Source organism: Mucilaginibacter endophyticus (genome assembly GCF_003351025.1).
GTDB classification, from domain to species: Bacteria; Bacteroidota; Bacteroidia; order Sphingobacteriales; family Sphingobacteriaceae; genus Mucilaginibacter; species Mucilaginibacter endophyticus.
The window spans coordinates 37,633-51,346 of the sequence record NZ_QPCG01000007.1 but is presented as its reverse complement, the minus strand read 5'-3'; the positions used below and the strand labels follow the sequence as shown (position 1 = coordinate 51,346).

The 13,714-nt window shown below is 42.5% G+C and carries 9 protein-coding genes; 4 read left to right on the top strand and 5 right to left on the bottom strand.

All coding sequences use genetic code 11. The annotated features are described in order from the left end of the window. The first annotated feature begins 76 nt into the window (after positions 1 to 76). From DUL71_RS24930 to DUL71_RS24915, 4 genes are all read left to right on the top strand, one after another. Entirely contained in the window at positions 77 to 853 is a 777-nt protein-coding gene (locus DUL71_RS24930; RefSeq protein WP_114940593.1) for an SAM hydrolase/SAM-dependent halogenase family protein, read from the top strand. A 15-nt stretch (positions 854 to 868) separates the two neighbouring features. Next, positions 869 to 1,396 carry a hypothetical protein gene (locus tag DUL71_RS24925; protein WP_114940592.1) on the top strand — a complete coding sequence of 176 codons (528 nt, stop codon included), beginning with the start codon at positions 869 to 871 and terminating at the stop codon, positions 1,394 to 1,396. Between the two features lie 29 nt (positions 1,397 to 1,425). Then, positions 1,426 to 3,258 (top strand): ABC transporter ATP-binding protein, encoded by a 1,833-nt coding sequence (locus DUL71_RS24920; protein WP_112565553.1) that lies wholly within the window; start codon positions 1,426 to 1,428, stop codon positions 3,256 to 3,258. 165 nt (positions 3,259 to 3,423) lie between these two features. Continuing rightward, on the top strand, positions 3,424 to 4,824 hold the full coding sequence (locus DUL71_RS24915) for an MBL fold metallo-hydrolase (RefSeq protein ID WP_114940591.1): 1,401 nt from the start codon (positions 3,424 to 3,426) through the stop codon (positions 4,822 to 4,824). Positions 4,825 to 5,028: 204 nt separating this feature from the next. Here the strand turns inward: DUL71_RS24915 and DUL71_RS24910 are convergent, their stop codons facing one another. The 5 genes from DUL71_RS24910 to DUL71_RS24890 form a co-directional block, all read right to left on the bottom strand. Beyond that, positions 5,029 to 5,982 (bottom strand): D-2-hydroxyacid dehydrogenase, encoded by a 954-nt coding sequence (locus tag DUL71_RS24910; protein WP_208645649.1) that lies wholly within the window; start codon positions 5,980 to 5,982, stop codon positions 5,029 to 5,031. Positions 5,983 to 6,090: 108 nt separating this feature from the next. Further along, complete coding sequence (gene serC, locus DUL71_RS24905) at positions 6,091 to 7,158, bottom strand: 3-phosphoserine/phosphohydroxythreonine transaminase (RefSeq protein WP_114940590.1); 1,068 nt, start codon at positions 7,156 to 7,158, stop codon at positions 6,091 to 6,093. 201 nt (positions 7,159 to 7,359) lie between these two features. Continuing rightward, entirely contained in the window at positions 7,360 to 8,010 is a 651-nt protein-coding gene (rpe, locus tag DUL71_RS24900) for a ribulose-phosphate 3-epimerase (RefSeq protein WP_114940589.1), read from the bottom strand. A gap of 406 nt (positions 8,011 to 8,416) precedes the next feature. Further along, positions 8,417 to 11,002, bottom strand: a complete 2,586-nt coding sequence (locus tag DUL71_RS24895; protein WP_114940588.1) for a BamA/TamA family outer membrane protein — start codon at positions 11,000 to 11,002, stop codon at positions 8,417 to 8,419. Positions 11,003 to 11,353: 351 nt separating this feature from the next. After that, positions 11,354 to 13,711: a GAF domain-containing protein gene (locus tag DUL71_RS24890; RefSeq protein ID WP_114940587.1), complete on the bottom strand. Its 2,358-nt coding sequence runs from the start codon at positions 13,709 to 13,711 to the stop codon at positions 11,354 to 11,356. Between the last annotated feature and the right edge of the window lie 3 nt (positions 13,712 to 13,714).

Below are 13,714 nucleotides of genomic sequence, written 5' to 3'. Positions count from 1 at the left end.
TTTTTATGAATTAAAAATTGAATATTTGTAGCTTCAAATGCTACTACAAGATTAGCAATAAATATTTATAAAATTAATGGCAATTATAACATTAACTACTGATTTAGGCGATAAAGATATTTACCAGGCTGCGTTAAAAGGCAGCATCTACAAATTGTTGCCTACAGTAAATATTGTTGATATTACCAACAACGTAGCCGCATTTAACGTACAGCAGGCTGCTTTTATACTTAAAAACAGTTTCCACTATTTTCCGGAAGATACCGTGCACCTTATTGGTATTGATACTGTTTATAACGACCATACCAAGTATCTCGCTATCCGCTATAAAAAGCACTATTTTGTAGGAGCAGATAATGGCATTTTTTCGCTAATGTTTGATGAGGCACCGGAAGAGATTGTAGAGATTAATATCATGCAGGACCTAAAATTCCTGCACTTTCCGCTGGCAGATGTCTTCGTAAAAACAGCCTGTCATTTGGCCAAGGGCGGAAAGCTTAATGAAATAGGTTTGCCTGTAAATGATATCGAAAACAAAATGAATTTGCAACCTGTTATCGAAAAAAACCTCATCAAAGGCGTGGTGATCTATATCGATTCATTTCAGAATGTGATAACCAATATCACCAAAGAGTTTTTTAACAACGTACAGCAAGGCCGACGTTTTGTGCTCAACTTTAAACGCAACGAAACCATTAACCACCTAAGCTGGCATTATAACGAAGTACCCGTTGGCGAAAAACTTTGTTTATTCGGTATTAGCGACCACCTTGAAATTGCTATCAATAAAGGTAATGCAAGTGGTTTGTTAGGCCTTAACCTTAACGATAAGGTGATCATAGAATTTCAATAATCCCAGATTGATAACATGAAGAAAATTGCATTGCTTGTTGCATTTCTGCTAATTGGGTCGGCTACGTTATTTGCCCAAAGTGCCGTTAATTCCGACTCGGTGGCCTACCAGTTACAGCGTCAGAAAATAAACAACATGCTGGCTGCCCGTAAGCAAAAATTCGGGCAGTATGAGCAAAGTCTCGGGCAGCATACGGGCATTTTTGGCTTTCAAACCAAGGATGATATCCGCCGGTCGGCAGGCATTTTGATGGATATTGCCAAAACGGACGATGCCATTTTTAAAGAGCTTAAAATCCTGCTGGAGTACCGCGATTTTCTGCAAAAACAAATCCAGAGTCATAGTCACGAAACCGAGAGTGCTAACTCTGATTATCTTAAAGTCATTGCTCATTTACAGCAACAAAACAGCAAGCTCAAACAACAGTTAACAGCATCAGAACAGCGCCTTAGTACCCGCCAAACCATATTTGTGATAGTGATACTTTTCATGGGTGCGTCAATTTTGTTACTCATGTTCCGAAAAACCCGTGTTAAAGCGTAAATTCGCGGCTTAAACACGAAAACGTATACATGGCAAGAGGACGACTGAATAGTGGCAGCAAGGCAGAAGCAGAATTACCTAAAGCAAAAATAAACCGGAGCAGCCTGCGTAATGTAGCAAAATTGCTCACTTACCTGAAACCTTACCGTTTGAAATTTATTGCAGGATTAGTTTTCCTGTTCCTGTCGAGCCTTGTAGGCTTGGCTTTCCCTGCAATTTTGGGCGCGTTAATTGATGCAGCACAAGGCATATATAAATACAAATATCTGCCGCACGGATTAAATGCCATAGCCATAATGGGTTTCATTATTTTGTTTGCCCAGGCATTCGTATCGTTTTTCAGGGTGGTTTGGTTTGTACAGGTAGCCGAAAAATCATTGGCCGATATCAGGCGCGATACTTACTTCAAACTTATTACCTTGCCCATGAATTTTTTCGCCAACCGCCGCGTTGGTGAACTGAACAGCCGCATTTCTGCCGATCTATCCCAGATTCAGGATACCCTTACTACTACTTTTGCCGAAATGATCCGTCAGTTGGTGATCATGGTGGGTAGCACTACCCTACTGGCTATTGTATCTATTAAACTTACACTTGCGCTGTTGGCTATTTTACCTTTCCTTGTTGCATTTGCAGTATTCTTCGGGCGCTTTATCCGTAAGCTATCACGCGAAGCACAGGATAAATTAGCCGAATCAAATACCATAGTTGAAGAAACCCTTCAAGGCATTGCTAATGTAAAAGCTTTTGTTAACGAAGCTTATGAAGCTAATCGTTACGATAAAATATTACGCCAGGTGGTGAACATTGCCGTCCGTGGCGCTAAATTCAGAGGCACATTTGCTTCATTTATTGTATTTTGCCTATTCGGAACCTTTGTTGGTGTTATCTGGTATGGCTCGGTGTTGGTTGCCAACCATGAAATTTATGTCGGCGATCTAACAACCTTTATCATGTATTCGATATTTGTTGGCGCTGCGATGGGTAGCTTCCCTGATCTTTATGCAAATCTGCAAAAAGCCGTTGGAGCCAGCGAACGGGTGTTGGAGATTCTGGGAGAGCAAGGTGAAGACATTTCAATGGTTGAAAGCAATAATGCTGTCAAACAAACCATAAAAGGCGACGTGGCATTTAACGATGTGGTATTTGCTTACCCATCCCGTCCGGAAATAACCGTATTAAAAGGAATTTCATTTAGTGCCGATGCAGGGCAGCGTGTTGCCATTGTTGGGCCAAGTGGTTCGGGAAAATCAACTATGGCTTCATTGATCCTGCAGTTTTATCATCCGCAAAGCGGCAACATTTTGTTTGATGGCAAATCTGCCGATAATTATTCCTTAACTGATATCCGTAACCAGGTAGCTATTGTTCCGCAGGATGTATTGTTGTTTGGTGGTACTATTATGGAAAACATTGCTTATGGCCGTTTAAATGCCACAAAAGAAGATATCATACAAGCTGCTAAACGTGCTAACGCACATCAATTTATCTCATCATTCCCCGAAGGTTATGAAACCGTTGTAGGCGAGCGTGGCGTAAAACTATCCGGCGGTCAGCGGCAGCGTATTGCAATTGCCAGGGCATTGCTTAAAAACCCATCCATACTGATACTTGATGAGGCTACTTCATCGTTAGACTCCGAATCGGAACGCCTGGTACAGGAAGCGTTGGAAGAGCTGATGAAGAACCGGACTTCCATCATTATAGCTCATCGTTTATCAACCATTCGCGAAGCCGATAAAATAGTAGTACTTGAAAAAGGTAACATTATTGAAAGCGGCAGCCACGCTGAACTTATTAGCAACGAACAGGGACTATATCGTTACCTAAGTCAGCTTCAGTTCGAAAGCAGCCAGGCCTGATTAGCTTGCTCAGATTAATTCGGCATATGTCAGAACTTATAGCCGATTAATCCGTTTACACTCGCAGCAAAACGAATGTAAACTGCTATATTCACAAATTAAAGATTACTTAAACGTAATATAACTATCGATACCAATCCCCGGGATTTGTATCACTTATAGAAAATGAAACTAACTATACACGGGGCGGCCCGTCAGGTAACCGGAAGCATGCATTTGCTTGAGGTTGGCCAATATAAAATTTTGGTGGATTGCGGGCTGGATTATGAAAAGGACCGCAGTGTAATATCTAACGAAAACTTTCCTTTTAACCCCGAAACCATTGATGTGGTTGTGCTTACCCATGCCCATATCGATCATTCAGGCAACCTGCCTACCCTGATCCGTTTGGGTTTTGACGGGCAAATACTTTGTACCTCACCTACTGCCGATTTAACCGAACTGCTCCTGCTTGATTCCGTAAACCTGTTTATGCGAAAAGCAGGTGAAAGAAACAAACATCACAGGCGCGGCAGAGGCAAGCACAGCAGCCATGTGCAACCGCTGTATTTGCAAAAACACGTAATGGATACGGTTGAGCGCTTTGTTACCATAGGCTTCAACAAACCTTTCCGTATCACCGGCGATATCGAATTAACTTTTGTACCCGTTGGCCACCTGCTGGGTGCGGCGGCCGCAGTATTCAAAATAAACGATAAGGGCGAAGAAAAATCAGTTGCCTTTACCGGCGACATCGGCAGGAAAAATTACCCTGTATTAAACGATCCTCAGCCCCTGCCTCCTGTTGATTTCCTGGTATCAGAAGCTACCTACGGAGGCCGCTATCATAGTAAAGATAAAACCGTTGAGCAAACCCTGGTTGAAGTTATTGAAAAGGCCTGTATTAAAGAACAGGGGCGTTTAATTATTCCAGCGTTTAGTATCGGGCGTACACAGTCATTGGTTTATACTTTAAACAAGATTTTCAGTACCGGCTTACTGCCTCCTGTTAAGGTATTTGTGGATAGTCCGATGGCTACACAAGCTACCGAAGTTTTCAGGAAATACCATAGTCACGTAAATCAGGAAGCCCAGGAATTTTACCAAAAACGCGGTGACGAGTTTGAGTTTGACAACCTTACTTACGTAGAGACCCTGAAGGATAGCCGGCAGATCTCTAATTATTGGGAGCCTTGTATCATCATATCATCTGCAGGGATGCTCGAGGGTGGACGTATACAGGACCACCTGTTTTACAACATCCAGAATTACTACGCCACCATCCTATTCATTGGCTATTGCGCCAAAGGCACTTTAGGACACCGCCTGCTACGTGGCGATTCGATTGTTCACATCAAAGACCGCGAACTGGCCGTTTACGCCACAATTAAGCAAACGGATGTACTTAGCGCCCACGGCGATCATGATGACCTTATGAACACCGTAAAAGCTATTGACAAGGCGAAATTGAAACACGTATTCCTGGTACATGGCGAAGGGGAAAGTATGCAGTTATTAGCCAACGACCTGGAAAAGGAAGGCTATGGGGTGACTATGCCTGAGAAAGGTGTAAGTTATATTATATAATTAATGATAAAAATGTCATTGCGAGCGAAGCGTGGCAATCTCGTAGCCAATGCATGTTCGATTTGCACAGCTACGAGATTGCTTCGTCGTTCCTCCTCGCAATGACATTTATTTTCAAGCAAGAACGGCACGAATTTTATCAATTCGTGCCGTTCTTGTAAACTGTATTTTCTTGTCACACTCTAATTAGAGTGAATTAGCGAATTAAGCCTTATTGAAATGCGCAATGATCAAGCTTGCAAGCTCAACGCCAATTCTTTCCTGGGCCTCGTTGGTGGCAGCACCAATATGCGGTGTCAGGGAAATTTTTGGATGAGTTAAGATCTCTGTGCGAGGAGTAGGCTCATTGTCGAACACGTCAAGTGCAGCAAATGAAACCTGACCGCTGTTTAAAGCGTCAACCAGGGCAAGCTCGTCAATCAAACCACCACGTGAAATATTTACCAGACCAACACCTTTTTTAGTTTTAGCTAATTCTTCGGCACCAAAAAGGGCTTTGTCGATGAATGGGGTATGCAGGGTAATGAAATCCGCTGTACCGATGATCTCATCAAGAGTAGATTTTTTAACAGATACTTTAACAGTAGTACCACCGCCTAAAACGATATCCAGCTCAGGGTTGAAATCAAAAAGGTCATAAGCCAAAACATCCATACCAACGCCGATAGCGATTTTAGCTACTTCCCTGCCGATACGGCCAAAGCCAACAATACCTAAAGTTTTACCACGAAGCTCGATGCCTTTAGCGTAAGCTTTTTTCAGATCGTTAAATTTAGTACCACCTTCTACCGGCATTTTACGGTTGCTGTCAGGTAAAAAGCGTACAGCGCCAAATAAGCTCGCAAATACAAGCTCAGCTACTGATAATGAAGATGAAGCCGGGGTATTGTACACGCCAATACCTTTTTCTTTAGCGTAATCAACATCAATATTATCAACACCTACACCACCGCGACCAATCAGTTTCAGGTTGGGGGTAGCGTCGATTAATGCTTTACGTACTTTAGTAGCGCTACGTACAGTAATAGCATCATAGTTTTTCAATTTTTCAGGAAGCTCATCCTGTGGAATATTGTTGGTATCTACAAAAAAGCCGGCATCTTCCAGCATTTTTTTTCCTATTGGGTCGATACCGTCATTAGCTAATATTTTGATCATCTTATTTAGTATTTGGCCCCCCGGCCCCCTAAAGGGGGAGTAAACTTCCCTTTGAGATAACCGGGGGTAATTATAAACTTGTTGTTCCCCCTTTAGGGGGTTAGGGGACTACTTATTTGCTTCAGCAAATTCCTGCATTGCGTCAATCAGCACGTATATGCTGCTTATTGGCAACGCGTTGTAAATTGAAGCACGGAAACCACCTACACTCCTATGGCCTTTGATGCCTACTATACCGCGTTCTTCGGCAAGTTTCAGGAATGGTTTTTCCAACTCAGGGTTCTCCATTACAAAGCAAACGTTCATTTTTGAGCGGTCTTCAACAGCAGCCACTGCTTTAAACAATGGGTTGCGGTCAATTTCTTCATATAATACGCGTGCTTTAGTGATGTTTTCCTGCTCAATAGCTGGTACGCCACCTTTTGCTTTTAACCATTTAAGGGTAAGCATAGATACGTAGATAGCAAATACCGGAGGGGTATTGTACATTGAACCGCCTTCAATTTGAGTTTGGTAGTTGAACATTGCAGGGATCTTACGACCGGTTTTACCCAGCAGATCATCCTTAACAATAACCAAAGTAACACCTGCAGGGCCCATGTTTTTCTGAGCACCAGCATAGATCAAACCAAAATCGGCAACGTTAACCACGCGGCTGAAAATATCTGACGACATATCGCAAACCACCGGAACAGGCGATTTAAAGAACTCCTGTAACTGGGTACCATAAATGGTATTGTTAGAAGTAATGTGGATATAAGCAGCATCGGCCGGGATTTCAAAATCCTTAGGGATGTAAGTAAAGTTGGCCTCTTTTGATGAAGCAACAACTTGTACTTCGCCAAAATATTTAGCTTCTTTTAAAGCTTTGTTTGCCCAAACGCCGGTTTCAACATAAGCAGCTTTACCGCCTTCTGGCAGCAAATTGTAAGGAGCCAAAGCAAACTGGGTGCTTGCGCCGCCTTGCAGAAACAATACCGAATAACCTTCAGGAACGTTGAATAATTCTTTTACCAGGCTTACAGCTTCATCTAAAACAGCCTCAAACTCTTTTGATCGGTGCGAAATTTCAAGCAAAGAGAGTCCAGTACCATTAAAATCAATAACTGCTTCTGAAGCTTGCTTTAAAACTTCGTGTGGTAGAATGCCAGGTCCGGCACCAAAATTATGTTTCATAAAATTAACGAATTGTAGGTTCTAAATACACTATTAGGAAGTTTGTATTTTGTTGGGCCGAAGTTAATTAATTTGACAAAATATATAGACATTATTTACATTTTTTGAAAAAATATACAATTAATCAACAAAAGGCCCTTTGATTGCAAATAATTAAACTAACCCTACAGGGCTGGTAGTAATTATTGCCATTATAATAAATTAGGGATGTTTAAGTTTTGATATCGCGGCCAGCTGGTCGGCCGACGAGAATACCGAAGTACCTGCAACAAACACATTTGCTCCGGCTTCTATCAGTTTTGTTACATTGTTAGCGTCTACCCCACCGTCAATCTCAATTAACAGACCGGGATTTTTTTCGGCACTTAGTGTCCTGAGTTCTTTTATCTTTTTGTAAGTATTCTCAACAAAGTGTTGTCCGCCAAAACCGGGATTAACCGACATGATCAAAACCATATCCAGATTGGCAACAATATCTTCCAGCATAAATACCGGAGTGGCCGGGTTAATGGCAACTGCAGCCTTACAACCTAATTGCTTAATAGCCTGAATGGTACGGTGTAAATGAGGGCAAGCTTCCTGGTGAACGGTGATGCTATCTGCTCCGGCATCTTTAAATGCTTTCAGGTAACGGTCGGGCTCAACAATCATCAGGTGTACGTCAAGCGGTTTGGTAGCGTGTTTTTTTACAGCACTTATCACCGGGAAACCAAAAGAGATATTAGGAACAAACATGCCATCCATAACATCAACGTGGATCCAGTCAGCTTCGCTGTTATTGATCATTTCGATATCGCGTTGCAGGTTGGCAAAATCGGCCGCTAAGATAGATGGGGCTATGAGGTGATTCATATGCAAATATATAAAACCCGATTACCCGCCCGCCGGTAAAGGGGAATTATTTTATGATATAAATGTAAAAAAAATGGAACATATGTTTTAGCGGTTATTAATCAGGCCGTCATCCCGAACTTGCTTCAGATCTCATTTGATAAGCTGTCTGCCAATCAAATCGCCTGTCGCGTGGGATGCTGAAACAAGTTCAGCACGACGTAATAAAATGGGTGTCATGCTGAGTGATTTAAATCCGTGGGCCTCTAAATGAGAAACGACATTAATCAAGAAGGGGCTGTCACCCTGAGCCTGTCGAAGGGTCGCGCGCAGAGGCCCTCCCCACCATGCTTCGATTGGCTCAGCATGACACCAGTTTTGATTATATCATGGTAGGTTTTTCGAAACCCGCGGCAGTTTATCTTTCTTAAAACCTAAATCCAATAGAAATATAAGGCAGCGATCTTTCTTTTGAAAAGCCCATTACCGCCTCAATCAACACCAGTTGGGCAGGGATGATGTATAAACCGCCACCATAACCGTCATGCCACCTGTCGGATGATTCACCCGGAACCCATACCCTGCCTACATCGTTAAAGCCTATCAGGCCAAACGAGCCGGGTAATAGGTAAGATGTGAAATCAAGCACTTTTAAGCGTAATTCGAGGTTGTTGTAGGCCATTGTACGCCCGGTAAAACGGTTGGTATGAAATCCCCTGAAATTCTGGAAACCGCCTAACTTTAATTGCTGAAAATAGGCCGCGTTGCCTACCGTGGTTCCTACCCCCGTGCGATTAGCAATCACCAATACCGAATCCCTGTCGGGGTTCAAATAAAAGCTAAACTCGGATAGCACTTGCCCATAAGTATTATGACTGCCTGAGCCGCCACCGCTAAAACCGCTTACGGTAGTTGTCCATAAAATGCCTTGTGTTGGTATAATGAGTTTGTTACGGGTATCCACCGTTGCATTAGCTGTTAGGCCTCCGTAAACCTTGGTACCAAATACATTTTCATCCGGGAACGCGGCATTATAACCGTTTAAAAATCTTTCGGTATTGTTTGAAGCCTTGCTGTTATAAAACTGACCGGCAATACCTGCACTAACGTGTAATGTTCCAAAATCGCGGTGCAGGGAAACATCTCCCGTAACATAATCATAGCGGTTACGATAGTACGAGATCTTTCTGTCGTCTTTATTTTCAAAAACAGTGTTGTTACCGATGCCGAAGAAATTGCTCAGGTTATGCGGACCGCGCGATAGCAAATTGATTTTCAGATCATTTTCGCCTATAGCTTTTTTCCAGTCGGCCATGTAGGTAAACAAAAACGACTTACGCTCCAACGAGTAATTGGTCAAAAACTCTTCGCGGAAAGCATATGGTTCTTTCCTAAAGCCATGCCGCTCGTAAGAAAAACCGCCTATCAGCAACACACCAACATCGTTACTGTAATTGGCCAAAATGATAGGCTCAAACCTATCAAATTTGAAACTGGTTTTATCGTAGCTATTTACAGCAGTATCTCTCGAGGTCCGATTTTTAGCTAACGATGAAGAAGGCAGTACATTTTTTTGATCTGAACGGTCATAAATATAGGTGTTGCCCCTGTTATTCAAACTGCTGTCTACCGCGAAAGTATCCATCCCATCCCCTCCTATCATTCGCACTATAATGGGCGATCGTGTTGAACCTGTAACCGTGAAAAAATCGTCACCGTCAAAACCATAAATCCGTACTTCTTTTGTAACATCCGGTTTAAAAGTGCGCTGGTAGGTTACCTTGTCAACGCTACCATCTTTCTTGATCTTATTTATGGTAAGGGTAATATCGCCATTGGTTTCATGAGCTACGGTAAACTTATCAGTTTTATCACTCGCCGGAACATCTACATATTTAGAAATGAACTTATAATACTCAAGCGCCTGTTTTTGAAGAATGTTACGCCTTGCTATCATTTTACGGATAATCTCCGGGCCCGAAAGCTGATAAATGGTATCAGGCATCAAACGCACCGCTTTTTTGATCAGGTCATCAGTAAGTTTGCTTTGTACAAAGGCTATCTGTTGTTTCCAGTCGTCTTCGCTCAATTGGTTCAGGAAATAACGGTCGAAGTAGCGGGCATTGAAATTCCATCCGTTGATGTCCCTGATCTCATCGCTGTAACCCTGAAATTTTGATTTGAGCCACTGGTGTGCCACTATCCACGGTAAAACACCCGAAGTTTTATAATACACCTGATCACGATCACGCGGAACAGGTTCATAAACGGTTTCGTGCTTGCCATCTATCTTTTCCCAGCGCCATTGGTCTTCATGCCTGTCCCAATCACCCAAAAGCATATCCAGTAACCGGGCACGAAGTACAGTCTTTTGGTCAACACGGTTATCGTTATCATCCTGTAGCTTGCGTTGTACCTTTTCGGTATTATCAGTTTTCTCAGCATCAAGCGGTTCACGTTCTTCGAACAAAAACACCTGGTTGGCAAAATCTTTTTGATACTCCCCAAAAGCAGGATCGTCCGGAACGTAAACAATTTTTGGATTGGAATGCGGCACACCCAGGGCCTCGGCCAGTGGCGGAACCGTAAGTGCCGAAAATGGATGTGCTGCTGACACCTGGTCTTGCAGGATATCTTTGGCTACGGTAGGCCTTAAATCAACCGGCAGGCCTTTTTCAGGATATTTTTGAATGGTACGTAATACCCATTGTTGCCCGGTTGGATCCTGAAGGCGTAATGATTTGGTTTGCTTACCGCCGCCCCTTTGCAATATTTTTAATCCACCTTTTTCGGCAGTAAGATGGAACACGGGTAAGGTAACCGGAGCAGCCCAGAGTTTGCGGTAATTATCGCCAAGGAAAAATTGGTGAGTTCCGCTTACATTATTGTATGATGGTTCGATAGCCAGTTTAACGCTATCTCCATGTATTTGGGCGTAAGAAGTATTACCGGCTAAGCAAAAGCCCGCCGTTAAAAAAAAGGATAAAGCTTTGAACAGTTTTATGCCGCCCATGTGGTTTTGTAAGTAATGCAACAGTAGAATAATGCATATTACAAAATAGTTTTAATTAATGTACGAATAGCTGCGAGTTTAATAGGGAAATTTAATAACCTATTGTCATGCTGACGCACGAAGGGGCTTCTTCGCTTTGCTCAAACACTCTTAAAAAAAGTATGTCATTGCGAGCTTAGCGTGGCAATCTCGTAGCTATGCAGGGCGGACATGCATTGGCTACGAGATTGCTTCGTCGTACCTCCTCGCAATGACATGATTTTTAAACCAACATTTTTGATTGATGTGCATCTTCCGAACATCTGTGGTGACAACAACAACGGCGTAAGATTAATTATAAATTTCAGTGGTTTACTTACTCAGCAATGGCAATTGATAATTAACCCCAACACGCAGAGCTTTCAAGCCGCTAACGCCCTGCAACTCTTCCAGTTCAAGATATTCCAGATCATCAAGCAGATAGCCTTGTACTTGCAGGTACCTGATGTATTCATCATACTCGGCAGCTTCTGTCGGGTTGAAATACACCATAGCTATTTTACCGGGTTGAGTAAGGCGTTCAAAGGTACCGGCAATCAAAACTTTGTCGATACGTTTTTTGATCACCTCGTAGCGGATATTATAAGCGCCCTCAACATCAAAACGCCTTTCGTCATTCCTGAAGCTGATATCTATCGGGTTGGAATGGATAAAGATCAAATGCGTAGTCTGCAACGGACGCGATAACTGCTCGCTAAGATCGTTTGTCATCCTGGCGATCTCGGCCATCGACCTCAACTGCCACAAACGGATATTTTTAAGGTATAGCGTATCGAAAACGCGTTGCGGCGCTATCGACTGCCCAATGTAAATATCATACTCAACTCCATCGGTACGGAATTTTTCAAAATAACAGGGAAATGATTCCTGCACTTCTGTCTGAGCCTGTTCAAGATATTGGTTGATGGAAGTATTGATCAGCTGCATGGAAGTTTCCAGACCGCGCCTGTGCTCAAATGAAGCTCCGGTTTCCTCATTCATGGCATCAAAATACAGGTCAATAATTTCCCTTTCGGCAGGGTAGTTATTTCTGAAATGCTGCAAGAAAGGATTAACTTCGTTATGCAGGAAAGTATCCAGCATCAACTCATCATTAGTAGTGATATAACCACTGATGCGTTCCAGCCACTCTTCGCATTTAGATACCAGTTTACCGGTAAGACTTAGATGTATGTGCTCATTAAGGTGCCGCAAGGTATCGATAAGAATGGTCAGCAGACTTTTCAAATCCTCCTGCAGCGCGCTGTTTCGCTCCACCGTTGAATTGCGGATATCAATAGCGCCAAACAGCGGGTACACGTGGCTGAAGGATACCGTTTCAATCTCGGGGTTCTTTTTCTTCCTGCGTTTTTCTTTAAGATAATTCCACGCTACCTCGTTAAACTTCCATTGAACGGATGGTTGTAGCGAAGTAAATTTATGTTTGATAACACCAGCAATGCGGGCTTCAAACTGATCGATACTATTTTGAAGCAGTTGCGCTATCAGCGGAATTGTAGCCTGTAATTTTGAAAGCAGTTTCTCATAAAAAACAATTTCCTTATAAGAATACACCTCCATGATGCCTACATTTTTCTTGTTGTAATACACCGGAAAAATGCCATATGATTTAATGCCAGCCTGTTTCAAAACCTGTAGAAATGGAAATTTCCCTATCTTTTCATCGGTAATGGAATTAAAGAAAATTGGCCTTGGGTTTTGATTATAATCATCCACAACGGCATCAAATGTTTCTTCCGCAAGGTTAAACTCTTTGGCAGCTTTTAACAAAATGCTTTTTGAACATTCATCATTATCAAAAATGGGTTCGTTATTGATGGTTAAAAAAGGCATCAACCCAAATTCGATACCCGGACTTTCGGCAAGGGTTTTAAGCGAGCTGATGACGTGCGCATACTGTTCATCTTCATTTGACGAGTGATTAACCAGTTCGGTACGGATGTTTTCAAGCGCGTGAGTAAGGGTAATATCCGTTAAACTTATAATTGAAAACCCTTTAAATTTAAAGATGTTAAGCGGCAACACCTGCTCAATTAACTCCAGGCTTGCATGCGAATGTAAATAGGGTTCGATAGTATCAAAGCTAAGCTCCGGCAACTCGCCATTAAGTTCAATCTCTACAAAGCGCGGATCAGTCACGATATTAAAATACCTGGAAAGGCCTGTTTCGGGATCCTCGTATGAAAACAGCAACTCATTTTTCATTGCCGTCGAAAAGCCATACATCCGCTCAAGGATGAGGTTATAAATGAAACGTTTTTGCCTGTCGCTAAACATATCATTCTTGGGCACATTCAGCGCATACAGGTTAGAATGGTGACTTGAATGAAAATCATAAAAAGCTTCGGTGCTGAAAAATATCTTATCAGGTACCGGTGTGCTCAGCGCCCAGTAAAATTCCTTTTCGTTGGCTATTGGAGGTGTAAGTATGGAGTAAATAAGCTCCAGCATTTCCCTGTACTTTTCGGCATCAGATGGCCGCATGTCCAGGTCAATGCAAATATCATGCTCAAAACGGCCCAGCACGTAGCGATAAAACTCGCTTTTGAGCGTTTTTTCGGTGGCAATCCGTTCTTTCAAATGCTCAACGAAGGGGTTAAATGTCAGGCATGTTTCAACCTGGCAAATGCTGCATTCGTTTTTGCTTATATTAAGTACTTCTGTATGCATTTT